The following is a 26,067-nucleotide window of genomic DNA, read 5'->3' as shown; positions in this document are numbered from 1 at the left end:
CGGCTGGGGCGGCTCCGGAGCCGTACCGCAGCATTCCGGCGGTCCGCAGCACCCGGGCGGATCGCGGTATCCCGGCGGACAGCCCCCGCGCGCCGACCTCACCGGACACGCGCCCCTGCCGCCCGTGAGCGCGCCGCTCGCGCCCGCCGTGGAGCACGGCGGCGGTACCGGGGCCGCGACCCTCGCCGTGCTGCTGATCGGCCCCGCGGGCGCCGGCAAGACCACCGTCGCCCGGCACTGGGCGCAGCGCCGACGGGTGCCCACCGCGCACATCAGCCTCGACGACGTCCGCGAGTGGGTCTGCTCCGGCTTCGCCGACCCGCAGTCCGGTTGGAACGAGCACTCCGAGGCGCAGTACCGGCTCGCCCGCCGCACCTGCGGCTTCGCCGCGCGCAACTTCCTCGCCAACGGCATCTCCTGCATCGTCGACGACGCCGTCTTCCCCGACCGGCCCGTCGTCGGCCTCGGAGGCTGGAAGCGGCACGTCGGCCCCGGACTGCTGCCCGTGGTGCTCCTGCCCGGTCTGGAGATCGTCCTGGAGCGCAACGCCGAGCGCAGCGGCAACCGGCGCCTCTCGGACGAGGAGGTCGCCGCCATCCACGGCCGGATGGCGGGCTGGTACGGCTCCGGCCTGCCGATCATCGACAACTCCACGTACGACGTCGAGACCACCGCCCGCGTCCTCGACGACATCCTGGCCCGCGCGATCGCCAGCCCGCCCACCTGGTGACCCCGGGCCGGCCCCGGAGGCCGGCCCACGGCACACGACCACGACCTGGCGGGTCTCCCGCCCGGTCGGCCGTCCTGAACAGGCCACCGCGCCCCGCTGCTCGTAGGCTCGGAGCATGTCAGAGGTGTATGCGGACCGCCGTGTACGGCTGCGCGATCGGTGCGCGGCCGCGGGCAGCCCGGCGGCCCTGGTCTCCCGCCCTGCCAACGTCCGCTATCTCGCGGGCGGTTCGCCCCCGGGCGCGGTCCTCCTCGTCGGGCCCGAGCCCGACGCGGACGTGCTGCTCTGCCCGGTCGCGCCCACCGGCGAACCGGCCGACGGACGGCTCGACGAACTTCTCCGCCGGCAGGTCCTGCCCGCGGGCGGCGGAGATCCGGCCGTCGCCGCGGTCGACCTCGCCCGCCGGGCGGGCGCCGACGCGCTGGCGGTCGAGGAGCACGACCTGACCGTGACCCGGCACCGGGCGATGGGCTCCGTCGCGCCCGGCCTGCGGCTCGCCGACCTCGCGTGCGCCGTGGAGCAGCTGAGGATCGTCAAGGACGAGGACGAGATCGCCTGTCTGCGGATCGCCGCCGAGATCGCCGACCAGGCGCTCGGCGAGCTCCTGGAGTCGATCCTGGTGGGGCGGACCGAGCGGCACCTCGCCCTGGAGCTGGAGCGGCGGCTCGTCGACCACGGCGCCGACGGGGCGGCCTTCCCGACCTCGGTGGCGACCGGTCCGCACTCCGGCCGCCGGGGCCACCGGCCCTCCGACCGCCGGGTCGAGGAGGGGGATTTCCTCTCCGTCTGCCTCGGCGCCGACTACCGCGGCTACCGCTGCGAGATCGGCCGCACCTTCGTCATCGGCACGACGCCGGCCGACTGGCAGATCGAGCTGTACGAGCTCGTCTTCGCCGCTCAGCGGGCCGGCCGGGAGTCCCTCGCACCGGGCGCCGAGTACCGCGACGTGGACCGGGCGGCCCGCCAGATTCTGGACTCGGCGGGGCACGGAGAGGCCGCCGTACCCCTCACCGGGCACGGGGTGGGGCTCGAAATCGACGAGGACCCGCAGCTCTCACCCTCGGCCATGGGTAAACTGGACGCTTGTGTGCCGGTCACCGTCGAACCGGGGGTTCACCTCCCGGGACGGGGCGGGGTCCGGATCGATGACACGCTCGTCGTGCGCCAGGAGGCGGACGGCGGACCCGAGCTACTCACCATCACGACCAAGGAGCTGCTCGCGCTGTAGAGCGCGGACGTCTCCGCGGTCCCACGTCAGTCCAGGAGATTCCGCAACCGTGGCTTCCACGAACGACCTCAAGAACGGCATGGTGCTCAAGCTCGACGGGGGCCAGCTCTGGTCCGTCGTCGAGTTCCAGCACGTCAAGCCCGGCAAGGGCCCGGCCTTCGTGCGCACCAAGCTCAAGAACGTGCTGTCCGGCAAGGTCGTCGACAAGACCTTCAACGCCGGCGTGAAGGTCGAGACGGCCACCATCGACCGCCGCGACATGCAGTTCTCCTACATGGACGGCGACTACTTCGTCTTCATGGACGAGCAGACGTACGACCAGCTGATGGTCGACCGCAAGTCGGTCGGCGACGCCGCCAACTTCCTCATCGAGGGCTTCACCGCCTCGGTCGCCCAGCACGAGGGCGAGGTGCTCTACGTCGAGCTCCCGGCCGCCGTCGAGCTGACGATCAAGCACACCGACCCGGGCGTCCAGGGCGACCGCTCCACCGGCGGCACCAAGCCCGCCACGCTGGAGACCGGCCACGAGATCCAGGTCCCGCTCTTCATCACCACCGGTGAGAAGATCAAGGTCGACACCCGCACCAGCGACTACCTCGGCCGGGTGAACAAGTAACCGTGGCCGCTCGGAGCAAGGCCCGCAAGCGCGCCTTCCAGATCCTCTTCGAGGCGGACCAGCGTGGTGCCTCCGTCCAGGAGGTTCTCGCGGACCAGGTCCGGCACGCGCGGTCGGACGACCGCCAGCCGCCGGTGAACGACTTCACCATGCAGCTGGTCGAGGGCTACGCGTCCCACGTGGCTCGGATCGACGAGCTCATCGCGACCTACGCGGTGGACTGGGACCTCGACCGGATGCCCGTCGCCGACCGGAACATCGTGCGCCTCGGTGCGTACGAACTGATCTGGGAGGACGGCACGCCGGACGCGGTCGCGATCGACGAGGCGGTGCAGCTCGCCAAGGAGTTCTCCACGGACGAGTCCCCGACCTTCGTCAACGGTCTGCTGGCGCGCTTCAAGGACTTGAAGCCGCGTCTGCGCCGGGACACGGACGCCTGAGTTCGAAGACGTCACCGGCAGTCGAAGGGGCCCGCAGCACTCGTGCTGCGGGCCCCTTCGGCGTATCCCCGGCTCATCGTTCGCGACGGCGAGAGCGGTGGGGTCGCGGGCGCGGGAGGACCGGGGTCCGCGACGGTGGGAAAGCGGCGGGCCCGTGGACGTCGGATGACGTCCACGGGCCCGGCGGTACGTTTCTGCTGGGTCCCCTGAAGGGGTCAGTTCTCCTCGTGGGCGACCGCGCGGCGCGCGTCCGCGTCGAGGACGCCCCAGCTGATGAGCTGCTCGGTGAGGACCGAGGGGGACTGGTCGTAGATGACGGCGAGGGTACGCAGGTCGTCCTGACGGATCGACAGCACCTTGCCGTTGTAGTCGCCGCGCTGCGACTGGATCGTCGCCGCGTAGCGCTGCAGCGGGCCGGCCTTCTCCTGGGGGACGTGCGCCAGGCGCTCCAGGTCGAGGACGAGCTTCGGCGGCGGCTCGGCGGCCCCGCCCGGCGTGGTGCCCGGCAGGAGCTCCTGCACCGGCACCCCGTAGAAGTCGGCCAGCTCGGCAAGACGCTGCACGGTCACCGCGCGGTCGCCGCGCTCGTACGACCCGACCACCACGGCCTTCCAGCGGCCCTGGGACTTCTCCTCGACCCCGTGGAGCGAGAGACCCTGCTGGGTGCGGATGGCACGGAGTTTGGCCCCGAGCTGCTTTGCGTATTCGCTGGACATAACGCTCCCGGACGCTGTGACGACATGCGGCTGCGCCGCGCGGCTGGTAACTCACTGTGAGGTTACGCAGCGTTACTCCTACCCGTCAAGCCGAATGGTCCGTACCGCCCCCTCCCGGGGGACGGCGCCCGGAGCGGCGCCAGGGGTGCGAGGGAGGCCTCCGTCCGCCCCTGGTATCGTTGACGTGCAAATCCGACGTCCTTTAAGAGCCGTCCCGTGAGGCGGAGAAGGAGGTCCGTTTCTTCATGGACACCCAGCAGCAGTACGGCGACGACGCGCGGCCCGTTCTCGAGGCCCCGGACATCGCGCGGGTCCTCACCCGCATCGCACACGAGATCGTCGAGCGCGCCAAGGGCGCAGACGACGTGGTTCTCCTCGGCATTCCCACCCGCGGTGTCTTCCTCGCCCGCCGGCTCGCCGAGAAGCTCGAATCGATCACCGGCACCAAGATCCCGGTCGGATCCCTGGACATCACCATGTACCGGGACGACCTGCGGATGAAGCCGGCCCGTGCCCTCGGCCGCACCGAGATCCCCGGTGACGGCGTCGACGGCCGCCTGGTCGTCCTCGTCGACGACGTGCTCTTCTCCGGCCGCACCATCCGCGCCGCCCTCGACGCCCTCGGCGACATCGGCCGCCCCCGTGCGGTCCAGCTCGCCGTCCTCGTCGACCGCGGCCACCGCGAGCTTCCGATCCGCGCCGACTACGTCGGCAAGAACCTCCCCACGTCGCTGCGGGAGACGGTCAAGGTCCAGCTCGCCGAGGAGGACGGTCGCGACACCGTCCTGCTCGGCGCCCGGCCCACCGCCTAGCCGGACCGGCTTTCCCCCGCGGGGCCGGGGCACCCCCCTGCGCCCCCGCATGCCCTCACACCTCCCCACCACGGAGAGACACACCGATGATGCGTCACCTCATCTCGGCCGCCGACCTCACCCGCGACGACGCCGTCCTGATCCTCGACACCGCCGAGGAGATGGCCCGGGTGGCCGACCGGCCCATCCGGAAGCTGCCGACCCTGCGCGGCCGGACCATCTGCAACCTGTTCTTCGAGGACTCCACCCGGACCCGGATCTCCTTCGAGGCCGCCGAGAAGCGCCTCTCCGCCGACGTGATCAACTTCGCGGCCAAGGGCTCCAGCGTCTCCAAGGGCGAGTCGCTCAAGGACACCGCGCAGACCCTGGAGGCCATGGGCGTCGACGCGGTCGTCATCCGCCACGGCGCCTCCGGAGCCCCGTACCGCCTCGCCACCTCCGGCTGGATCGACGCCCCCGTCATCAACGCCGGCGACGGCACCCACCAGCACCCCACCCAGGCCCTCCTGGACGCCTTCACCATGCGCCGCCGCCTGGTCGGCCGGGACACCGGGCTCGGCCGCGACCTCGAGGGCAAGCGGATCACGCTCGTCGGCGACGTCCTGCACAGCCGGGTCGCCCGTTCCAACGTCGACCTGCTGCACACCCTCGGCGCCGAGGTCACCCTGGTGGCCCCGCCCACCCTGGTCCCCGTCGGCGTCGAGACCTGGCCCTGCGAGATCTCGTACGACCTCGACCGCGTGCTGCCGAAGTCCGACGCGGTCATGATGCTGCGTGTGCAGCGCGAGCGGATGAACGCCGCCTTCTTCCCGACCGAGCGCGAGTACTCGCGCCGGTACGGCCTCGACGGCGAGCGGATGGCGAGGATGCCCGAGCACGCCGTCGTCATGCACCCCGGCCCCATGGTCCGCGGCATGGAGATCACCGCCGAGGTCGCCGACTCCGACCGCTGCACGGTCGTCGAGCAGGTCGCCAACGGCGTCTCCGTCCGGATGGCGGTCCTCTACCTGCTTCTGGGCGGCAACGACTCCGCCGTCACCCACACCCGTACCGAGGAGAACAAGTAACCATGAGCAAGACTCTTATCCGCGGTGCGCAGGTGCTGGGCGGCGCCGTCCAGGACGTGCTGATCGACGGCGAGACCGTCGTCGAGGTCGGTACCGGTCTCTCCGCCGAGGGCGCCACCGTGATCGAGGCCGAGGGCCAGATCCTGCTGCCCGGCCTGGTCGACCTCCACACCCACCTGCGCGAGCCCGGCCGCGAGGACTCCGAGACCGTCCTCACCGGCACCCGCGCCGCCGCCTCCGGCGGCTTCACGGCCGTCTTCGCCATGGCCAACACCCACCCGGTCGCCGACACCGCCGGTGTCGTCGAGCAGGTCTACCGGCTCGGCAAGGAGTCCGGCTACTGCGACGTGCAGCCCATCGGCGCCGTCACCGTCGGCCTGGAGGGCAGGAAGCTCGCCGAGCTCGGCGCCATGCACGACTCCGCCGCCGGCGTCACCGTCTTCTCCGACGACGGCAAGTGCGTCGACGACGCCGTGATCATGCGCCGCGCCCTGGAGTACGTGAAGGCCTTCGACGGCGTCGTCGCCCAGCACGCCCAGGAGCCCCGCCTCACCGAGGGCGCCCAGATGAACGAGGGCATCGTCTCGGCCCAGCTCGGTCTCGGCGGCTGGCCGGCCGTCGCCGAGGAGTCGATCATCGCCCGCGACGTCCTCCTCGCCGAGCACGTCGGCTCCCGCGTCCACATCTGCCACCTCTCCACCGCCGGCTCCGTCGAGATCGTGCGCTGGGCCAAGTCCCGCGGCATCGACGTCACCGCCGAGGTCACCCCGCACCACCTCCTCCTCACCGACGAGATGGTCCGGAGCTACAACCCGGTCTACAAGGTCAACCCGCCGCTGCGCACCGAGAAGGACGTCCTCGCGCTCCGCGAGGCGCTGGCCGACGGCACGATCGACATCGTCGCCACCGACCACGCCCCGCACCCCCACGAGGACAAGGACTGCGAGTGGGCCGCGGCCGCCATGGGCATGGTCGGCCTGGAGACCGCGCTCTCCGTCGTCCAGCAGACGATGGTCGAGACCGGCCTCCTCGACTGGGCCGGCGTCGCCGACCGGATGTCCTTCGCGCCCGCCCGCATCGGACGGGCCAAGGGCCACGGACGACCCGTCTCGGCTGGTGAGCCCGCGAACCTGACGCTGGTCGATCCGGCTTACCGTGGTGTCGTGGACCCCGCGGACTTCGCCTCCCGCAGCCGAAACACCCCCTACGAGGGCCGTGAGCTGCCGGGACGCGTCACCCACACCTTCCTGCGGGGCCGGGCAACGGTCGTGGACGGGAAGCTGGCGTGACACCACTCATCGCAATCGCCGCAGAGGCTGCCGATCAGAAGTCGGCGGAGGTGACCGACTGGGCCGGACGGCTCGGCTGGGTCGCCGGACTGCTGCTCTTCATCGCCTTCGTGTACTGGCTGATGCGCCAGGGCTGGAAGTGGCGCGGCAGCCTCCAGTCGGCCCTCCCCGAGCTCCCCACCGCGCCCGAGACGGCCGGTACGGCGAAACTGACTCTCAGCGGGCGCTACCACGGCTCCACGACCGCCGGTCAGTGGCTCGACCGGATCGTGGCCCACGGTCTCGGCACCCGCAGCCGCGTCGAGCTCACGCTCACCGACGCCGGGCTCGCGGTCGTACGCCCCGGGGCGAACGACTTCTTCGTCCCGGCCGAGGCCCTGCGCGAGGCCCGCCTCGACAAGGGCATCGCGGGCAAGGTCCTCGCCGAGGGCGGCCTGCTGATCGTCACCTGGACGCACGGCGGCGAGCTGCTCGACTCAGGCTTCCGGTCCGACCGGGCGGTCGAGCACACCGCCTGGGTCGAGGCCATCAACTCCATGACCACCACGACGGAAGGCATCGCACGATGACGACCTCCACCCGGGGAACCAGCAGGGTTCCCGCCGTACTCGTCCTGGAGGACGGCCGCATCTTCCGCGGCCGCGCCTACGGGGCCGTGGGGGAGACCTTCGGCGAGGCCGTGTTCTCCACCGGCATGACCGGCTACCAGGAGACCCTCACCGACCCGTCGTACCACCGCCAGGTCGTCGTCATGACCGCCCCGCACGTCGGCAACACGGGCGTCAACGACGAGGACCCCGAGTCCGGCCGCATCTGGGTCTCCGGCTACGTCGTCCGCGACCCCGCCCGCGTCTCCTCCAACTGGCGCGCCCGGCGCTCGCTGGACGAGGAGCTCCGCGACCAGGGCGTCGTCGGCATCTCCGGCGTCGACACCCGCGCCCTCACCCGCCACCTGCGCGAGAGCGGCGCCATGCGCGTCGGCATCTTCTCCGGCAGCGCGCTGCCCGACGAGGGCACCATGCTCGCCGAGGTCCGCCAGCAGCCCGAGATGAAGGGCGCGGACCTCTCCGCCGAGGTCGCCACCAAGGAGACGTACGTCGTCCCCGCGATCGGCCCCAAGAAGTTCACCGTCGCCGCGATCGACCTCGGCATCAAGGGCATGACCCCGCACCGCATGGCCGAGCGCGGCATCGAGGTCCACGTACTGCCCGCCACCGCGACCGTCGAGGACGTGTACGCGGTCTCCCCGGACGGCGTGTTCTTCTCCAACGGGCCGGGCGACCCGGCCACCGCGGACGGCCCCGTCGCCCTCATGCAGGCCGTCCTGGAGCGCAGGACGCCGCTGTTCGGCATCTGCTTCGGCAACCAGATCCTCGGCCGCGCGCTCGGCTTCGGCACCTACAAGCTGAAGTACGGCCACCGGGGCATCAACCAGCCGGTCCAGGACCGTACGACCGGCAAGGTCGAGATCACCGCGCACAACCACGGCTTCGCCGTCGACGCGCCCCTCGACAAGGTCTCCGACACCCCCTTCGGGCGTGCCGAGGTCTCGCACGTCTGCCTGAACGACAACGTCGTGGAAGGCCTCCAGCTGCTCGACCAGCCGGCCTTCTCCGTCCAGTACCACCCCGAGGCCGCCGCGGGCCCGCACGACGCCGCGTACCTCTTCGACCGCTTCACGTCTTTGATGAACACAGCCCTGATGGAGGCCGAGCGTGCCTAAGCGCACCGATATCCAGTCCGTCCTGGTCATCGGCTCCGGCCCGATCGTCATCGGCCAGGCCGCCGAGTTCGACTACTCCGGCACCCAGGCCTGCCGCATCCTCAAGGCCGAGGGCCTGCGGGTGATCCTGGTCAACTCCAACCCGGCCACGATCATGACCGACCCGGAGATCGCCGACGCCACGTACGTCGAGCCGATCACCCCCGAGTTCGTCGAGAAGATCATCGCCAAGGAGCGCCCCGACGCCCTCCTGCCCACCCTCGGCGGCCAGACCGCGCTCAACACCGCGATCTCCATGCACGAGCAGGGCGTCCTGGAGAAGTACGGCGTCGAGCTCATCGGCGCCAACGTCGAGGCCATCAACAAGGGCGAGGACCGCGACCTCTTCAAGGGCGTCGTCGAGGCCGTCAAGGCCAAGATCGGCTACGGCGAGTCCGCCCGCTCGGTCATCTGCCACTCGATGGACGACGTCATCCAGGGCGTCGACACCCTCGGCGGCTACCCCGTCGTCGTCCGCCCCTCCTTCACCATGGGCGGCGCCGGCTCCGGCTTCGCCCACGACGAGGACGAGCTGCGCCGCATCGCCGGCCAGGGCCTGACGCTCTCCCCGACCACCGAGGTGCTCCTGGAGGAGTCCATCCTCGGCTGGAAGGAGTACGAGCTGGAGCTGATGCGCGACAAGAACGACAACGTCGTGGTCGTCTGCTCCATCGAGAACTTCGACCCGATGGGCGTCCACACCGGTGACTCGATCACCGTCGCCCCGGCGATGACCCTCACCGACCGCGAGTACCAGCGGCTCCGCGACATCGGCATCGCGATCATCCGCGAGGTCGGCGTCGACACCGGCGGCTGCAACATCCAGTTCGCGATCGACCCGGTCGACGGCCGGATCATCGTCATCGAGATGAACCCGCGCGTCTCCCGCTCCTCGGCGCTCGCCTCCAAGGCGACCGGCTTCCCGATCGCCAAGATCGCGGCCAGGCTCGCCGTCGGCTACACGCTGGACGAGATCCCGAACGACATCACGGAGAAGACCCCGGCGTCCTTCGAGCCCACCCTCGACTACGTCGTCGTCAAGGCCCCGCGGTTCGCCTTCGAGAAGTTCCCCTCCGCCGACTCCACGCTGACCACGACCATGAAGTCGGTCGGCGAGGCCATGGCGATCGGCCGCAACTTCACCGAGGCGCTCCAGAAGGCCCTGCGCTCCCTGGAGAAGAAGGGCTCGCAGTTCACCTTCGTCGGTGAGCCCGGCGACAAGGCCGAGCTGCTCCGCGACGCGGTCCGCCCGACCGACGGCCGCATCAACACCGTCATGCAGGCCATCCGCGCCGGAGCCACCCCGGAGGAGGTCTTCGACGCCACGAAGATCGACCCGTGGTTCGTCGACCAGCTCTTCCTGATCAAGGAGATCGCCGACGAGCTGGGCGCCGCCGACAAGCTCGAACCGGAGATCCTCGCCGAGGCCAAGCGCCACGGCTTCTCCGACGCCCAGATCGCCGAGATCCGCGGTCTGCGCGAGGACGTCGTCCGCGAGGTCCGGCACGCCCTCGGCGTCCGACCGGTCTACAAGACGGTCGACACCTGCGCCGCCGAGTTCGCCGCCAAGACCCCGTACTTCTACTCCTCGTACGACGAGGAGACCGAGGTCGCGCCCCGCACCAAGCCCGCGGTGATCATCCTGGGCTCCGGCCCGAACCGCATCGGCCAGGGCATCGAGTTCGACTACTCCTGTGTCCACGCCTCCTTCGCCCTGAGCGACGCCGGCTACGAGACCGTGATGGTCAACTGCAACCCGGAGACCGTCTCCACGGACTACGACACCTCCGACCGCCTGTACTTCGAGCCGCTCACGCTCGAAGACGTCCTGGAGATCGTCCACGCGGAGACGCTCGCCGGCCCCGTCGCCGGTGTCGTCGTCCAGCTCGGCGGCCAGACCCCGCTGGGCCTCTCGCAGGCGCTCAAGGACAACGGCGTGCCGGTCGTCGGCACCTCCCCGGAGGCCATCCACGCGGCCGAGGACCGCGGCGCCTTCGGCCAGGTCCTCGCCGACGCGGGCCTCCCCGCGCCCAAGCACGGCACCGCGACCACCTTCGCCGGCGCCAAGGCCATCGCCGACGAGATCGGCTACCCCGTCCTCGTGCGCCCCTCGTACGTGCTCGGCGGCCGCGGCATGGAGATCGTGTACGACGAGGCCCGCCTGGAGTCGTACATCGCCGAGTCCACCGAGATCAGCCCCACCCGGCCGGTCCTGGTCGACCGCTTCCTCGACGACGCCATCGAGATCGACGTCGACGCCCTCTACGACGGCCACGAGCTCTACCTCGGCGGCGTCATGGAGCACATCGAGGAAGCCGGCATCCACTCCGGCGACTCGGCCTGCGCCCTGCCCCCGATCACCCTCGGCGGCTTCGACATCAAGCGCCTGCGCGCCTCCACCGAGGCCATCGCCAAGGGCGTCGGCGTGCGCGGCCTGATCAACATCCAGTTCGCCATGGCCGGCGACATCCTCTACGTCCTCGAGGCGAACCCGCGGGCCTCCCGGACCGTCCCCTTCACCTCGAAGGCGACCGCCGTCCCGCTCGCGAAGGCCGCCGCCCGCATCTCGCTCGGCGCCACCATCGCCGAGCTGCGCACCGAGGGCCTGCTGCCGAAGACCGGCGACGGCGGCACCCTGCCGCTCGACGCGCCGATCTCCGTCAAGGAGGCCGTGATGCCGTGGTCGCGCTTCCGCGACGTGCACGGCCGCGGCGTCGACACGGTCCTCGGCCCGGAGATGCGCTCCACCGGCGAGGTCATGGGCATCGACGCGGTCTTCGGCACGGCGTACGCCAAGTCGCAGGCCGGCGCCTACGGCCCGCTGCCCACCAAGGGCCGCGCGTTCATCTCGGTCGCCAACCGCGACAAGCGCTCGATGATCTTCCCGGCGCGCGAGCTCGTCGCCCACGGCTTCGAGCTGCTCGCCACCTCCGGCACCGCCGAGGTCCTCAAGCGCAACGGCCTCAACGCCACGGTCGTGCGCAAGCTCAGCGAGGGCGAGGGCCCGAACGGCGAGAAGACGATCGTCCAGCTCATCCACGACGGCCAGGTCGACCTGATCGTCAACACCCCGTACGGCACCGGTGGCCGGCTCGACGGCTACGAGATCCGTACGGCCGCGGTGGCGCGCAGCGTCCCGTGCCTCACCACGGTCCAGGCGCTCGCCGCGGCCGTCCAGGGCATCGACGCGCTCAACCGGGGCGATGTCGGGGTCCGCTCGCTCCAGGAACACGCGGAACACCTGACCGCGGCCCGCGACTAGCAACCCACGAGGGGGACACCGGAAACGGTGTCCCCCTCTTGCTGAGGACACCCACATGTACAAGTTCTTCTTCAACCTCGTCTTCAAGCGCATGGACCCGGAGAAGGCCCACTACCTGGCCTTCCGCTGGATCCGCCTCGCCGCCCGCGTCCCCGTCCTGCGGACCTTCGCCGCCGCCGTCCTCGCGCCCCGCTACAAGGAGCTGCGCACCGAGGCCCTCGGCCTGCGGATGCACGGCCCCTTCGGGCTCGCCGCCGGCTTCGACAAGAACGCCGTCGCCATCGACGGCATGTCGATGCTCGGCTTCGACCACGTCGAGATCGGCACCGTCACCGGCGAGCCCCAGCCCGGCAACCCGAAGAAGCGCCTCTTCCGGCTGATCCCGGACCGCGCGCTCATCAACCGGATGGGCTTCAACAACGAGGGCTCCGCCGCCGTCGCCGAACGCCTCCACGCGCGCGTACCGGTCTTCAGGACCGTCGTCGGCGTCAACATCGGCAAGACGAAGGTCGTCCCCGAGGCCGAGGCCGCCGCCGACTACGTGAAGTCCACCGAGCGCCTCGCCGCGCACGCCGACTACCTCGTCGTGAACGTCTCCTCGCCGAACACCCCCGGCCTGCGCAACCTCCAGGCCACCGAGTCCCTGCGGCCGCTCCTCACGGCCGTACGGGAAGCCGCCGACCGCACGGTCACCGACCGCCGGGTCCCGCTCCTGGTCAAGATCGCCCCCGACCTGGCCGACGAGGACGTCGACGCGGTCGCCGACCTCGCCCTGGAGCTCGGCCTCGACGGCATCATCGCCACCAACACCACCATCGCGCGCGAGGGCCTCGGCCTGCTGTCCGACCCCGCGCTGGTCAAGGAGACCGGCGGTCTGTCCGGCGCGCCCGTCAAGGAGCGCTCCCTCGCGGTCCTCAGGCGCCTCCACGCGCGCGTGGGCGACCGTCTGGTCCTCGTGGGCGTCGGCGGCATCGAGAACGCCGAGGACGCCTGGCAGCGCATCCTCGCCGGCGCCACCCTGATCCAGGGCTACAGCGCCTTCGTCTACGAGGGCCCGTTCTACGCCCGCGCGATCCACAAGGGCCTCGCCGCGCGCCTCGCGGCCTCCCCGTACGCCACCCTCGCCGAGGCCGTCGGCGCCGACTCCCGAAAGGCCGCCAAGTGACCCTCTCCTTCGGCACCCGTCTGCGCTCCGCCATGGACGAGCGCGGCCCGCTCTGCGTCGGCATCGACCCGCACGCCGCGCTCCTCGACTCCTGGGGCCTGACCGACGACATCGCCGGTCTGGAGCGGTTCACCTTCACCGTCGTCGAGGCGCTCGCGGACACCGTGGCCGTCTTCAAGCCGCAGTCCGCCTTCTTCGAGCGCTTCGGCTCGCGCGGTGTCGCCGTCCTGGAGCGCGCCGTCGCCGATCTGCGCGCGGCGGGCGGCCTGGTCGTCATGGACGCCAAGCGCGGCGACATCGGCTCGACCATGGCCGCGTACGCCGAGACCTACCTGCGGAAGGACTCCCCGCTCTTCTCCGACGCGCTCACGGTCTCCCCGTACCTCGGCTACGGCTCCCTGAAGCCGGCCGTCGACCTGGCCCGCGAGTCCGGCGCCGGTCTCTTCGTCCTGGCGCTGACGTCCAACCCGGAGGGCGCGGAGGTCCAGCGGGCCGTCCGTGAGGACGGCCGCACGATCGGCGCCACCATGCTGGGCCACCTCGCCGCGGAGAACGCGGGGGAGACCCCGATGGGCTCCTTCGGCGCGGTCGTCGGTGCCACCCTCGGCGACCTGTCCTCGTTCGACCTGGACATCAACGGCCCGCTCCTCGCCCCCGGCATCGGCGCCCAGGGCGCGACCCCGGCCGACCTCCCGGCCGTCTTCGGCGCGGCCGTCGGCAACGTCGTCCCGAACGTCAGCCGCGGGGTCCTGCGGCACGGACCGGACGCGGCCGCCCTGCGGGACTCGGCGCACCGGTACGCGGACGAGATCCGCGCGGCCGTCGGCGGGTAACGAGCGTCACGGTCTCTCCGCAGGTCGGAGCGGATCGACCCGGATTTCGGCACTGTTTCGGCCCGGTGGGACGACCCGTCCCGCCGGGCCGTCTCACTACTTGACGAAAACTTGGCTCAAAACCGGGTCGTTTTGCCGGAAAAGTCCCGGTCGGTCGATGCTGACCAGGACTTTTCCTTCGTTCTCGCTGACTGGAGCGGCCTCGGCCGCTAGTCTCCGGGGCAGAGCAGGCGTTCAACGACCACTCCGTTGAGCGTTGCTCCACTGGTGTGGGGCGCGAGGTTCCTCACCGGTCCGTATCCGACAGATCGACATCCGAGGTGACGTAGGCGTGGCTCTTCCGCCCCTTACCCCTGAACAGCGCGCAGCCGCGCTCGAAAAGGCCGCCGCGGCTCGCCGGGAGCGGGCCGAGGTCAAGAATCGACTCAAGCACTCCGGCGCTTCCCTCCACGAGGTCATCAAGACCGGCCAGGAGAACGACGTCATCGGCAAGATGAAGGTCTCCGCGCTGCTCGAGTCCCTGCCCGGCGTGGGCAAGGTCCGCGCCAAGCAGATCATGGAGCGGCTCGGCATCTCCGAGAGCCGCCGGGTGCGCGGTCTCGGCTCCAACCAGATCGCCTCCCTGGAGCGCGAGTTCGGCAGCACCGGCGCCTGATCCGGCGACCGGTCCGGCCACCGATCCGGGACACGCGTCTCGGGCACCCCGGTAAAGCTGGAATAATCGCTGCATGGCAGCAGAGGTACGTCCGCGGCTGACCGTGCTCTCCGGCCCCTCAGGGGTCGGCAAGAGCACGGTCGTCGCTCATATGCGCAAGGTCCACCCCGAGGTCTGGCTCTCGGTGTCGGCGACGACACGGAAGCCCCGCCCCGGCGAGAAGCACGGCGTCCACTACTTCTTCGTGACGGACGACGAGTTCGACAAGCTGATCGCCAACGGTGAGCTCCTCGAATGGGCCGAGTTCGCGGGCAACCGGTACGGCACCCCGCGCCGCGCGGTCCTCGACCGCCTCGACGCCGGCGAGCCCGTGCTCCTGGAGATCGACCTCCAGGGCGCCCGCCAGGTGAAGGACTCGATGGCCGAGTCCCAGCTGGTCTTCCTGGCCCCGCCGAGCTGGGAGGAGCTGGTCCGCCGCCTCACAGGCCGCGGCACCGAGTCGCCCGAGGTCATCGAGCGCCGTCTCGCCGCCGCGAAGGTCGAGCTGGCTGCCGAGTCGGAGTTCGACACCACGCTCGTCAACACCTCCGTCGAGGACGTTGCGCGCGAGCTGCTAACGTTGATGCTGTTGACTTCTGGGGAATGATCCACTTGTTCCCCCGGACACCCAACGGCTGTCCGATCCTTTTTCCATCTTCGGAAGGTAGAGCGTGTCCTCTTCCATCACCGCGCCCGAGGGCATCATCAACCCGCCGATCGACGAGCTGCTCGAGGCCACGGACTCGAAGTACAGCCTCGTGATCTACGCGGCCAAGCGCGCGCGTCAGATCAATGCGTACTACTCCCAGCTCGGCGAGGGCCTGCTGGAGTACGTGGGTCCGCTGGTCGACACCCACGTCCACGAGAAGCCGCTCTCGATCGCCCTGCGCGAGATCAACGCGGGTCTGCTGACGTCCGAGGCCATCGAGGGCCCGGCCACGTAAGCGCGTCACGTTCATTCACCACAGGCCCGGCGGAACATCCGCCGGGCCTGTGGTGTCTCATGGAGTCGTAGGCATCCGAGTGCGGGGAGTGGCAGTGGTGAGCAAGCCGAAGGTCGTTCTGGGGGTCAGCGGCGGCATCGCCGCCTACAAGGCGTGCGAGCTGCTCCGGCGGCTCACCGAGTCGGGCCACGACGTCCGCGTCGTCCCCACCGACTCCGCCCTCCACTTCGTCGGCGCCGCCACCTGGTCCGCACTCTCCGGCAACCCCGTCTCGACCGAGGTGTGGGAGAGCGTCCACGAGGTGCCGCACGTCCGGATCGGCCAGGCCGCCGATCTCGTCGTCGTCGCCCCCGCCACCGCCGACATGCTCGCCAAGGCCGCCCACGGACTCGCGGACGACCTGCTCACCAACACGCTGCTCACCGCGCGCTGTCCCGTCGTCTTCGCCCCCGCCATGCACACCGAGATGTGGGAGCACCCGGCGACCCAGGAGAACGTGGCGACCCTGCGCCGCCGCGGCGCCGTCGTCGTCGAGCCGGCCGTCGGCCGCCTCACCGGCGTCGACACCGGCAAGGGCCGGCTGCCCGACCCCGCGGAGATCTTCGAGATCTGCCGGCACGTCTTGAACTGGCACAGTCCCGCCCGCGGCACCGCGACCCCCGACCTCGCCGGCCGGCACGTCGTCGTCAGCGCCGGCGGCACCCGGGAGCCCCTCGACCCCGTCCGCTACCTGGGCAACCGCTCCTCCGGGAAGCAGGGATACGCGCTCGCGCGGGCCGCCGCCGCCCGGGGGGCCAGGGTCACCCTCGTCGAAGCCAACACCGGCATCCCCGACCCGGCCGGCGTCGACGTCGTGCACGTCGGCACCGCCCTCCAGCTGCGCGAGGCCGTGCTCAAGGCCGTCGCCGACGCCGACGCCGTGGTCATGGCGGCAGCCGTCGCCGACTTCCGCCCGGCCGTCTACGCCACCGGCAAGATCAAGAAGCAGGACGACGGGGGAGCGCCCACCGTCGAGCTCGTCCGCAACCCCGACATCCTCGCCGAGATCTCCGCCGACCGGGCCCTGCCGGGTCAGGTGGTCGTCGGATTCGCCGCCGAGACCGACGACGTCCTCGCCAACGGCCGCGAGAAGCTCCGCCGCAAGGGCTGCGACCTCCTCGTCGTCAACGAGGTGGGGGAGCGCAAGACCTTCGGCTCCGAGGAGAACGAGGCCGTCGTGCTCGCCTCGGACGGCGCCGAGACCCCCGTACCGCACGGCCCGAAGGAAGCGCTCGCCGAGACCGTCTGGGACCTGGTGCTGCCGCGGCTGCGCGCCACGACCTGACGCATCTCGTCCCGGGAGGACCACGGATCCAGCGGGGCGCGTGTGATGTACGCCCCATCAGGGGGTTCACCCGCCGCGCAGCGGCCGGATTCACCCGGTCAGGGCATTCGCCAGGCGAGACACCTGGTCCATCCCGCGACCACGACCGATAGACTGTCCGCGGAACGTCTTGGGGCGCAGCCCCCTGCCGGTCCGTCAAAGAAGAGCCAGCAGCCGCTGCAACCCCAGGGAGCGTTGTGTCCCGTCGTCTGTTCACCTCGGAGTCCGTCACCGAGGGACACCCCGACAAGATCGCTGACCAGATCAGCGACACCATCCTCGACGCACTGCTGCGAGAGGACCCCACCTCGCGCGTCGCCGTCGAGACGCTGATCACCACCGGTCTCGTGCACGTCGCCGGTGAGGTGACCACCAAGGCGTGGGCGGACATCCCGACCCTCGTCCGGAACAAGATCCTCGAGATCGGTTACGACTCCTCGAAGAAGGGCTTCGACGGCGCTTCCTGCGGCGTGTCGGTGTCCATCGGGTCTCAGTCCCCGGACATCGCCCAGGGCGTGGACACCGCGTACGAGCAGCGGGTCGAGGGCGACGAGGACGAGCTGGACAAGCAGGGCGCCGGCGACCAGGGCCTGATGTTCGGCTACGCGTCGGACGAGACCCCCGAGCTGATGCCGCTGCCGATCCACATCGCGCACCGGCTCTCCCGCCGGCTGACCGAGGTCCGCAAGAACGGCACCATCCCGTACCTGCGCCCCGACGGCAAGACCCAGGTCACCATCGAGTACGACGGCGACAAGGCCGTCCGCCTCGACACGGTCGTCGTCTCCTCGCAGCACGCGTCCGACATCGACCTGGAGTCGCTGCTCGCGCCCGACATCCGCGAGTTCGTCGTCGAGCACGTGCTCAAGCAGCTCGTCGAGGACGGCATCAAGCTCGACACCGACGGCTACCGCCTCCTGGTGAACCCGACCGGCCGCTTCGAGATCGGCGGCCCGATGGGCGACGCCGGCCTCACCGGCCGCAAGATCATCATCGACACCTACGGCGGCATGGCCCGCCACGGTGGCGGCGCCTTCTCCGGCAAGGACCCGTCCAAGGTCGACCGCTCGGCCGCCTACGCCATGCGCTGGGTCGCCAAGAACGTCGTCGCCGCCGGCCTCGCCGCGCGCTGCGAGGTCCAGGTCGCCTACGCGATCGGCAAGGCCGAGCCCGTCGGTCTCTTCGTCGAGACCTTCGGCACCAACACCGTCGACAACGAGAAGATCGAGAACGCCATCGCCGAGGTCTTCGACCTCCGCCCGGCCGCGATCATCCGCGACCTCGACCTGCTCCGCCCGATCTACTCCCAGACCGCCGCGTACGGCCACTTCGGCCGTGAGCTGCCGGACTTCACCTGGGAGCGCACGGACCGCGTGGACGCGCTGAAGCAGGCCGCCGGCCTGTAGGTCCCCGGACGCACGTGACCGAAGCCCGGCACCCCTCGGGGTGCCGGGCTTCGGCATGCCCGGCTGTCGGTGACGTCTGGTAGGTATGGGGCTGTGAGCAGCGAGAAAGAGAATCCCGGCGAGACCGCTGAACCCGAGCAGCTCGCGCTCATTCGGGAGACCGTGCGGCAGGCGAAGGTGCCGCGCGCCAAGCCGCGGACCTGGCGCGGGGCCGCGCTGGCCAAGGAGCTGCCCGTCGCCCGGGTCGTGGTGAACAAGGGGTCGCTCCATCTCGACCAGTTCTTCGACTACGCGGTCCCCGAGGAACTGGACGAGGCCGCACAGCCCGGAGTGCGGGTCCGGGTGCGGTTCGGCGCGGGGGCGCACCAGGTCAAGAACGGACGCCGGGAGGGCGGACGGCTCATCGACGGCTTCCTCGTCGAGCGCCGGGCCGGCTCCGACTACTCCGGACCCCTGGCCGCCCTCGCCGACGTCGTCTCCCCGGAACCGGTCCTCGGCCCCGAACTGCTCGGGCTCGCCCGTGCCGTCGCCGACCGGTACGCCGGAAGCCTCGCGGACGTGCTCCAGCTCGCCGTACCGCCGCGCAGCGCCCGCGCCGAGGGGCGCCCCTCGCCGGAGCCGCTGCCGCCGCCCGCCGCTCCGGAACCGGGCAGCTGGACGCGGTACGAACGGGGGCCCGCATTCCTCGACTCGCTCGCGCGCGGTGGGGCACCCCGGGCCGTCTGGAACGCGCTCCCGGGGCCGCACTGGGCCGAGGAGATCGCCCGCGCCGTCGGCGCCACCCTCGCCTCCGGCCGGGGCGCCCTCGTCGTCGTACCCGACGGCCGTGCGGCGGGGCGGGTCGACGCGGCGCTCACCACCGTCCTGGGGGAGGGGCGGCACGCCCTGCTCACCGCCGAGGCGGGCCCCGAGAAGCGGTACGCGCAGTGGCTCGCCGTGCGGCGCGGCGCGGTACGGGCCGTCGTCGGCACCCGGGCCGCGATGTTCGCCCCCGTCCGGGACCTCGGGCTCGTCGTCATCTGGGACGACGGCGACGGCAGCCACAGCGAGCAGCACGCCCCGCAGCCCCACGCGCGCGAGGTCCTGCTGCTCCGCGCCGCCCACGACCGCTGCGCCTTCCTCCTCGGCAGCACCGGCTGCACCGTCGAGGCGGCCCAGCTCGTCGAGTCCGGCTGGGCCAAGGCGCTCCTCGCCGGACGCGAGCAGGTCCGCAGGGCCGCCCCGCTGATCCGGACCGTGGGCGACGGCGAACTGGCCCGCGACGAGGCCGCGCGCGCCGCCCGGCTGCCCTCGCTGGCCTGGCAGACCGTGCGCGAAGGGCTGAAGACCGGGCCGGTCCTGGTCCAGGTGCCCCGCCGGGGGTACGTACCGAGGCTCGCCTGCGAGCGGTGCCGCACGCCCGCCCGCTGCCGCCACTGCGCCGGGCCACTGGAGGCCCCCGAACAGCAGGAGCTGCACTGCGGCTGGTGCGGGCGCGGGGCCTCCGACTGGCACTGCGTGGAGTGCGGCTCGACCCGGCTGCGGGCCCAGGTCGTCGGCGCGCGCCGGACGGCGGAGGAGCTCGGCCGGGCGTTCCCCGCGGTGCCGGTGAGGACCTCGGGCCGGGATCACATCCTGGACACCGTGCCCGGCCGCCCGGCGCTCGTCGTCTCCACCCCCGGCGCCGAGCCGGTCGCCGAGGGCGGCTACGCGGCCGCGCTGCTCCTCGACGGCTGGGCGATGCTCGGCCGGCCCGACCTGCGGGCGGGCGAGGAGGCCCTGCGCCGCTGGATCGACGCGGCCTCGCTGGTCCGGGGCCAGCCCGACGGCGGCACCGTGGTGGTGATCGCCGAGCCGACGCTCCGGCCCGTCCAGGCGCTCGTCCGCTGGGACCCGGTCGGGCACGCCCAGCGCGAGCTGGCCGAACGGGCCGAGCTGGGCTTCCCGCCGGTCTCCCGGATGGCGGCGGTCACGGGTCCGCCGGAGGCGGTCGAAGGTCTGCTCGCGGCGGCGGGGCTGCCCGCCGACGCCGAGGTGCTCGGCCCGGTGCCGTTGCCGGTGGTCCGCCCCGGGGGGCCCCGGAGACCGGGCGACCCGCCGCCGGGCGAGCAGTGGGAGCGCGCCCTGGTCCGGGTCCCGCCGGGCAGCGGCGCGGCCTTGGCGACCGCGCTCAAACAGGCCAGGGCGGCGCGGATGACGCGGGGCGGCGGGGACCCGGTGCGGATCCGGGTGGACCCGCCGGACATCGGCTGACGGGCCGCGGGGCGTGGAGCGGGCGGGCGGCGCGCGGGGCGGCCGCCGGCACGGCGTCGAGCGCCCGGCACGTGCGACGGCCGCCCGCCCCCGTGGGGGCGGGCGGCCGTGGGGCGCTCGCGGGTCAGCCGTTGCGAGGGCTGGGGAAGGCCGACGTCCGCGGCTCCTCGCGGAGGGAGGCGCTGCCCGAGGTCGGCTGCGGGGGCATCGAGCGGGCGGCGGGGACCGAGGGGAGCGTGCGGGTCGCGCTCGGCTCCACGATCGGGTCCTGGTCGATGCCGACGCCCGGCTGGGGTGCGCGCCGGGCACCGTAACGGCGGTGGACGGCCTGCTTGGTGACTCCGAGCGCGGAGCCCACCGCGTCCCAGGAGAACCCGAGCGAGCGGTCGAAGTCGACCGCGGCGGTCACCAGGGTCTCGACACTGTCCCGCAGCTCCTGGGCGAGACGAACGGTGGGGGCGGGGGCCCGCCCGTAGACGACGAAGCCCGTGGACGGGCCGGAGCGGCGAGGGCGGTAGACATTGCCCAGCTGGGCCGTGAGCGTGCGCAGTGCGTCCACCTGCCGCCGTACCCGCTCGATGTCCCGCACCAGCAGGTGCAGACTCGCCCGAGCCTGGGCGTCGTGGGTTGCGTGGTCGGCCATGTGAAAGCCTCTCGAACCGGCATGTAAGGGGAAGGGCCGCAGGGGGGAACGGCGACCCGATTCGGTCAATCTCTCTTGACCAACGCGCTACCCGGGGTTGGGTCACGCTGCGGGGGCGTACACGCATATGCGCGGGGCGCTCGTCCTTCCGTACGCCCCCTCCATCAGGGGCCCCTAGACTGGTGCGCTGCCCGTAAAGCCCCCGGAGAGACAGGCAGTCGACACTCATGAAGCTCGTCTTCGCAGGCACCCCCGAGGTCGCCGTTCCCGCCCTGGACGCCCTGCTCGCCTCCGGCCGGCACGAGGTGGCCGCTGTCGTCACCCGGCCGGACGCCCCGGCCGGCCGCGGTCGGCGGCTCGTCGCCAGCCCGGTGGCCCAGCGGGCGGAGGAGGCCGGGATCGAGGTCCTGAAGCCGGCCAGGCCCCGCGACGAGGACTTCCTCGCCCGGCTGCGGGAGATCGCCCCGGACTGCTGCCCCGTCGTCGCCTACGGCGCGCTGCTGCCCAAGGTCGCCCTCGACATCCCCGCGCGCGGCTGGGTCAACCTGCACTTCTCGCTCCTGCCGGCCTGGCGGGGCGCGGCACCCGTGCAGCACTCGCTGATGGCGGGCGACGAGGTGACGGGCGCGTCCACCTTCCTGATCGAGGAGGGCCTGGACTCCGGCCCGGTCTACGGCGTCGTCACCGAGGACATCCGGCCCACCGACACCAGCGGCGACCTCCTCACCCGGCTCGCGTTCGCCGGTGCCGGGCTGCTCGCCGCCACCATGGACGGCATCGAGGACGGTGCGCTCCAGGCCGTTCCGCAGCCGGTCGAGGGGATCACCCTCGCCCCGAAGATCCAGGTCGAGGACGCCCACGTCGACTTCGCCGCCCCCGCGCTGCGGGTGGACCGGGTGGTCCGCGGCTGCACCCCGGCCCCCGGCGCCTGGACGGTCTTCCGGGGCGAGCGCCTCAAGCTGATCCAGGTCACCCCGCTGCCCGACCGCACCGACCTGACCCCGGGGCAGCTCGCCGCGGGCAAGAACAACGTGTACGCGGGCACCGGCTCGTACGCCGTCGAGCTCCTCTGGGTGCAGCCCCAGGGCAAGAAGCCGATGAAGGCCGCCGACTGGGCGCGCGGCGTGCGCATCGCGCCGGGCGAGGTCCTCGGCGTCTGAGGCCCCCGCGGACCCGCGGACCGACGCGAGGCGAGGCTCCCGAAGCCTCGGGGCCGGCGGGAGCGAGGCTCTCGGAGCCGCCGGGGGCCGGCGCGGGGCAGGACCCCCGGAGCCCCGTGGATTGACGGGAGGCGAGGCCCCCTTCGGGCCCGGGAGCGGGTGGGGGCGCGGCGGACGTAGGCTTGGGGGGTTCGACCTCGTCATTTCGTCACGCGGAGCACCTTTGAGCGAGCAGGCACGTCGCCGTCCCCACAAGCCCTACCGGCGGCCCCAGAAGGACCCCGTCCGGATGCTCGCCTTCGAGGCGCTGAGGGCGGTGGACGAGCGGGACGCCTACGCGAACCTCGTGCTGCCGCCGCTCCTCAAGAAGGCACGCGAGGGCGGCGACTTCGACGGCCGGGACGCGGCGCTCGCGACCGAGCTGGTCTACGGGACGCTGCGCCGCCAGGGCACGTACGACGCGATCATCGCCGCCTGCATCGACCGGCCGCTGCGCGAGGTCGACCCGCCGGTGCTCGACGTGCTCGCGCTCGGCGCCCACCAGCTGCTCGGCACCCGGATCCCGACCCACGCCGCCGTCTCCGCCAGCGTCGAGCTGGCGCGGGTCGTGCTCGGCGACGGGCGGGCCAAGTTCGTGAACGCCGTGCTGCGGAAGATCTCGCAGCAGGACCTCGACGCCTGGGTGGCGCAGGTCGCCCCGCCGTACGACGCCGACCCCGAGGACCACCTCGCCGTCGTCCACTCGCACCCCCGCTGGGTCGTCTCGGCGCTCTGGGACTCCCTCGGCGGCGGCCGCGCCGGGATCGAGGACCTCCTGGAGGCCGACAACGAGCGCCCCGAGGTCACCCTCGTCGCCCGTCCAGGACGGTCCACCACCGACGAGCTCGCCGAGGCCACCGAGACCCTGCCGGGACGCTGGTCGCCGTACGCCGTGCGCATGGCCGAGGGCGGCGAGCCCGGCGCCATCGAGGCGGTCAAGGACGGCCGGGCCGGCGTCCAGGACGAGGGCAGCCAGCTCGTCGCGATCGCCCTCGCCAACGCGCCGCTCGACGGCCCCGACGCCCGCTGGCTCGACGGCTGCGCGGGCCCCGGCGGCAAGGCCGCGCTCCTGGCGGCCCTCGCCTCCGAGCGGGGCGCCGCCCTGCTCGCCTCCGAGAAGCAGCCGCACCGCGCGCGCCTCGTCGAGCGCGCCCTCGCCGGCAACCCGGGCCCGTACCAGGTGATCGCCGCCGACGGCACCCGCCCGCCGTGGCGCCCCGGCTCCTTCGACCGGGTCCTCATGGACGTGCCCTGCTCGGGCCTCGGCGCCCTGCGCCGTCGCCCCGAGGCCCGCTGGCGGCGTCGTCCCGAGGACCTGGACGGCTTCGCGCCGCTCCAGCGCGCCCTGCTCACCGAGGCGCTCGGCGCCGTCCGGGTCGGCGGTGTCGTGGGGTACGCGACCTGCTCGCCGCACCTCGCCGAGACCCGGGTGGTCGTCGACGACGTCCTGAAGAAGGTCGGCGGCGGCGAGCTGATCGACGCCCGCCCGCTGCTGCCGGGCGTTCCGGCCCTCGGCGACGGTCCGGATCTCCAGCTCTGGCCGCATCTGCACGGCACGGACGCCATGTATCTGGCGCTCATCCGCCGCACGGCGTGACCCCGCGGTCCTCCGACCCTTCGATCACCTGACCGTAATCTCCCGGTCTGCGCCGGTCCCGGCTCGTCGCTTCGCACCGAAAGTGGTCTGGACCGCATCCGAAACCGCTCGGCGGCAAAGAAGTGCCCAAGAACGTGGGAGGCTTGGCTCATGGCGCAGATCAACCCCAGCATCCTGTCCGCGGACTTCGCCCGGCTCGCCGATGAGGCGAAGGCCGTCGACGGGGCGGACTGGCTCCACGTCGATGTGATGGACAACCACTTCGTGCCCAACCTGACCCTGGGTGTGCCGATCGTGGAGTCGCTCGCCCGCGCGACCGACACTCCCCTCGACTGCCACCTGATGATCGAGGACCCCGACCGCTGGGCGCCCCAGTACGTCGAGGCGGGCGCCGGTTCGGTGACCTTCCACGTCGAGGCGGCGGCGGCGCCCGTCCGGCTCGCGCGCGAGATCCGGGCCAAGGGCGCGCGCGCCTCGATGGCGCTCAAGCCGGCCACGCCCATCGAGCCGTACGAGGACCTGCTCCCCGAGCTCGACATGCTGCTGATCATGACCGTCGAGCCCGGCTTCGGCGGTCAGGCCTTCCTCGACATCATGCTGCCCAAGATCCGTCGTACCCGTGAGCTGATCTCCAAGCACGGTCTGGAGCTGTGGCTCCAGGTCGACGGCGGGGTCGCCGAGTCGACGATCGAGCGGTGCGCGGAGGCCGGCGCCGATGTCTTCGTGGCGGGTTCCGCGGTCTACGGCGCGGCCGACCCGGCCGCCGCCGTCGCCTCGCTGCGGGCCCGCGCGGAGGCCGTGACGGCCGCCGCCCCGTGGGCGTGTGGCCACTGAGCCTCCGGCCGATGAACGCGGTCCGTCGGGCAGCCGACAGGACTGATCAAGGCCCGCCGTATCTGACAGGATGGACGGCGAGTCCAGAGTGTGAACGACAGCGGTACGCGAACAGCGGTACATGAACGTCGGTACGTGAACAGCGGTACGTGAACAGGTGAGGAGATCGCGGTGGCGGGTATGTCGGCGGGACGGTCAGCCCTGCGGATGGGCCCCGCGGAGCTGGTGCAGGCGGCGGCCATGGCCCGTCGCTTCTACCTCGAGGGCAAGTCCAAGATCCAGATCGCCGAGGAGTTCGGCGTGAGCCGCTTCAAGGTGGCCAGGGTCCTGGAGACCGCCCTGGAGCGCGATCTCGTACGCATCGAGATCCGCGTACCGGCCGAGCTGGACGCCGAGCGCTCCGACGCGCTCCGTGCCCGCTACGGGCTCCGCCACGCCGTCGTCGTCGAATCCCCGGCGGAGGGCGAGGACGAGTCGCCCGACCCCGAGAACCTCGGCGAGGTCGCGGCCGACCTGCTCGGCGAGCTGGTGACCGAGGGCGACGTCCTGGGCCTCGCCTGGGGTCGCTCCACCATCCACATGGCGGCGGCGCTCGACCGGCTGCCTCCGTGCACCGTCGTCCAGCTCACCGGTGTGTACGACGCCGGCACCGCCGAGCGCGGATCCGTCGAGGCCGTCCGCCGTGCCGCCCAGGTGTCCGGCGGCGAGGCGCACCCGATCTACGCTCCCATGCTGCTGCCGGACCCGGCGACCGCGGCGGCGCTGCGCAGCCAGACCGGCATCGCGCGGGCCTTCGAGTACTTCGACAAGGTGACCGTCGCCTGCGTCTCCATCGGCTCCTGGGAGCCGGGCATCTCGACCGTCCACGACATGCTCTCGGACGAGGAACGCGCCCACTACGCCTCGCTCGGCGTCGCCGCCGAGATGTCCGCGCACCTCTTCGACGCCGAGGGGCGCCGGGTCGGCCGCGACCTGGGCGAGCGCTGCATCACCGTCGAGGCGGACCGGCTGCGCCGGATCCCCGAGGTCGTGGCCATCGCGGGCGGCCAGCGCAAGGCGGCGGCGATCGGCGCGGTGCTCCGCTCCGGCCTCGTCACCAGCCTGGTCACCGACCGCGCCGCGGCGGACTACCTGCTCACCGAGTCCAGCCCGGGTACCCACCCGGCGCTCGACCGGACGGACCCGGACGGCGTCTGAACGAGGATCCCGTCGGCCGAGTCGATCGAGGACCCCGT

Annotated in this window: 24 protein-coding genes; 22 read left to right on the top strand and 2 right to left on the bottom strand. The window is 72.2% G+C overall.

Annotated elements, in window-relative coordinates:
• The 4 genes from AOK00_RS02920 to nusB all read left to right on the top strand — a co-directional run.
• Positions 1-730, top strand: a 730-nt coding sequence (locus tag AOK00_RS02920) for an AAA family ATPase (protein WP_055598751.1), incomplete at its 5' end; no start/stop codon positions are given.
• Between the two features lie 115 nt (positions 731-845).
• Positions 846-1,958 carry an aminopeptidase P family protein gene (locus AOK00_RS02915; RefSeq protein ID WP_055598746.1) on the top strand — a complete coding sequence of 371 codons (1,113 nt, stop codon included), beginning with the start codon at positions 846-848 and terminating at the stop codon, positions 1,956-1,958.
• A gap of 49 nt (positions 1,959-2,007) precedes the next feature.
• Positions 2,008-2,574: an elongation factor P gene (gene efp, locus AOK00_RS02910; RefSeq protein WP_030316297.1), complete on the top strand. Its 567-nt coding sequence runs from the start codon at positions 2,008-2,010 to the stop codon at positions 2,572-2,574.
• 2 nt (positions 2,575-2,576) lie between these two features.
• Positions 2,577-3,014, top strand: a complete 438-nt coding sequence (gene nusB, locus AOK00_RS02905; RefSeq protein ID WP_055598745.1) for a transcription antitermination factor NusB — start codon at positions 2,577-2,579, stop codon at positions 3,012-3,014.
• A gap of 215 nt (positions 3,015-3,229) precedes the next feature.
• Here nusB and bldD read toward each other — a convergent pair whose 3' ends face one another.
• The gene (gene bldD, locus AOK00_RS02900) at positions 3,230-3,730 is read right to left on the bottom strand and encodes a transcriptional regulator BldD (protein WP_015032294.1); all 501 of its coding nucleotides are present in this window, start codon (positions 3,728-3,730) and stop codon (positions 3,230-3,232) included.
• Between the two features lie 245 nt (positions 3,731-3,975).
• Here bldD and pyrR point away from each other — a divergent pair, with 245 nt between their 5' ends.
• From pyrR to AOK00_RS02830, 14 genes are all read left to right on the top strand, one after another.
• Positions 3,976-4,542 carry a bifunctional pyr operon transcriptional regulator/uracil phosphoribosyltransferase PyrR gene (gene pyrR, locus AOK00_RS02895; RefSeq protein WP_055598744.1) on the top strand — a complete coding sequence of 189 codons (567 nt, stop codon included), beginning with the start codon at positions 3,976-3,978 and terminating at the stop codon, positions 4,540-4,542.
• 86 nt (positions 4,543-4,628) lie between these two features.
• On the top strand, positions 4,629-5,609 hold the full coding sequence (locus tag AOK00_RS02890) for an aspartate carbamoyltransferase catalytic subunit (RefSeq protein WP_055598743.1): 981 nt from the start codon (positions 4,629-4,631) through the stop codon (positions 5,607-5,609).
• A 2-nt stretch (positions 5,610-5,611) separates the two neighbouring features.
• Positions 5,612-6,898 (top strand): dihydroorotase, encoded by a 1,287-nt coding sequence (locus AOK00_RS02885; protein WP_055598742.1) that lies wholly within the window; start codon positions 5,612-5,614, stop codon positions 6,896-6,898.
• Positions 6,895-7,467, top strand: coding sequence for a PH-like domain-containing protein (locus AOK00_RS02880; RefSeq protein WP_055598741.1), 573 nt, complete (start codon positions 6,895-6,897; stop codon positions 7,465-7,467). Before AOK00_RS02885 ends, AOK00_RS02880 begins: the two co-directional genes overlap by 4 nt.
• Complete coding sequence (gene carA, locus AOK00_RS02875) at positions 7,464-8,621, top strand: glutamine-hydrolyzing carbamoyl-phosphate synthase small subunit (protein WP_055598740.1); 1,158 nt, start codon at positions 7,464-7,466, stop codon at positions 8,619-8,621. The genes AOK00_RS02880 and carA overlap by 4 nt, the downstream gene beginning before the upstream one ends.
• On the top strand, positions 8,614-11,922 hold the full coding sequence (gene carB / locus AOK00_RS02870; protein WP_055598739.1) for a carbamoyl-phosphate synthase large subunit: 3,309 nt from the start codon (positions 8,614-8,616) through the stop codon (positions 11,920-11,922). The genes carA and carB overlap by 8 nt, the downstream gene beginning before the upstream one ends.
• Before the next feature lie 55 nt (positions 11,923-11,977).
• Entirely contained in the window at positions 11,978-13,087 is a 1,110-nt protein-coding gene (locus AOK00_RS02865) for a quinone-dependent dihydroorotate dehydrogenase (protein ID WP_055598738.1), read from the top strand.
• On the top strand, positions 13,084-13,920 hold the full coding sequence (gene pyrF / locus AOK00_RS02860; protein WP_055598737.1) for an orotidine-5'-phosphate decarboxylase: 837 nt from the start codon (positions 13,084-13,086) through the stop codon (positions 13,918-13,920). The genes AOK00_RS02865 and pyrF overlap by 4 nt, the downstream gene beginning before the upstream one ends.
• Positions 13,921-14,251: 331 nt before the next feature.
• The gene (locus tag AOK00_RS02855; protein ID WP_030204477.1) at positions 14,252-14,575 is read left to right on the top strand and encodes an integration host factor; all 324 of its coding nucleotides are present in this window, start codon (positions 14,252-14,254) and stop codon (positions 14,573-14,575) included.
• A 73-nt stretch (positions 14,576-14,648) separates the two neighbouring features.
• On the top strand, positions 14,649-15,221 hold the full coding sequence (gene gmk / locus AOK00_RS02850) for a guanylate kinase (RefSeq protein ID WP_079041811.1): 573 nt from the start codon (positions 14,649-14,651) through the stop codon (positions 15,219-15,221).
• A 64-nt stretch (positions 15,222-15,285) separates the two neighbouring features.
• Complete coding sequence (gene rpoZ, locus AOK00_RS02845) at positions 15,286-15,558, top strand: DNA-directed RNA polymerase subunit omega (protein WP_030316319.1); 273 nt, start codon at positions 15,286-15,288, stop codon at positions 15,556-15,558.
• Between the two features lie 97 nt (positions 15,559-15,655).
• Entirely contained in the window at positions 15,656-16,882 is a 1,227-nt protein-coding gene (gene coaBC, locus AOK00_RS02840; protein ID WP_055598749.1) for a bifunctional phosphopantothenoylcysteine decarboxylase/phosphopantothenate--cysteine ligase CoaBC, read from the top strand.
• A gap of 236 nt (positions 16,883-17,118) precedes the next feature.
• The gene (metK, locus tag AOK00_RS02835; RefSeq protein WP_030316322.1) at positions 17,119-18,327 is read left to right on the top strand and encodes a methionine adenosyltransferase; all 1,209 of its coding nucleotides are present in this window, start codon (positions 17,119-17,121) and stop codon (positions 18,325-18,327) included.
• Between the two features lie 93 nt (positions 18,328-18,420).
• Entirely contained in the window at positions 18,421-20,559 is a 2,139-nt protein-coding gene (locus AOK00_RS02830) for a primosomal protein N' (protein ID WP_055598736.1), read from the top strand.
• Between the two features lie 124 nt (positions 20,560-20,683).
• Here the strand turns inward: AOK00_RS02830 and AOK00_RS02825 are convergent, their stop codons facing one another.
• The gene (locus AOK00_RS02825; protein ID WP_055598735.1) at positions 20,684-21,202 is read right to left on the bottom strand and encodes a hypothetical protein; all 519 of its coding nucleotides are present in this window, start codon (positions 21,200-21,202) and stop codon (positions 20,684-20,686) included.
• A gap of 227 nt (positions 21,203-21,429) precedes the next feature.
• Between AOK00_RS02825 and fmt the strand changes: the two genes are divergently transcribed.
• The 4 genes from fmt to AOK00_RS02805 all read left to right on the top strand — a co-directional run bounded on the left by fmt (position 21,430) and on the right by AOK00_RS02805 (position 26,029).
• On the top strand, positions 21,430-22,362 hold the full coding sequence (fmt, locus tag AOK00_RS02820; protein WP_055598734.1) for a methionyl-tRNA formyltransferase: 933 nt from the start codon (positions 21,430-21,432) through the stop codon (positions 22,360-22,362).
• A gap of 223 nt (positions 22,363-22,585) precedes the next feature.
• On the top strand, positions 22,586-23,998 hold the full coding sequence (locus tag AOK00_RS02815) for an RsmB/NOP family class I SAM-dependent RNA methyltransferase (protein ID WP_055598733.1): 1,413 nt from the start codon (positions 22,586-22,588) through the stop codon (positions 23,996-23,998).
• A 150-nt stretch (positions 23,999-24,148) separates the two neighbouring features.
• Positions 24,149-24,832, top strand: coding sequence for a ribulose-phosphate 3-epimerase (rpe, locus tag AOK00_RS02810; protein WP_055598732.1), 684 nt, complete (start codon positions 24,149-24,151; stop codon positions 24,830-24,832).
• 180 nt (positions 24,833-25,012) lie between these two features.
• Positions 25,013-26,029 (top strand): sugar-binding transcriptional regulator, encoded by a 1,017-nt coding sequence (locus AOK00_RS02805; protein WP_030316333.1) that lies wholly within the window; start codon positions 25,013-25,015, stop codon positions 26,027-26,029.
• Positions 26,030-26,067: the final 38 nt, after the last annotated feature.

This window comes from Streptomyces aureus, from assembly GCF_001418135.1.
In the GTDB taxonomy this organism is placed as follows: domain Bacteria; phylum Actinomycetota; class Actinomycetes; order Streptomycetales; family Streptomycetaceae; genus Streptomyces; species Streptomyces aureus_A.
Note: the sequence above shows the minus strand (reverse complement) of the source record. Positions and strands in the feature narration are given on the sequence as shown.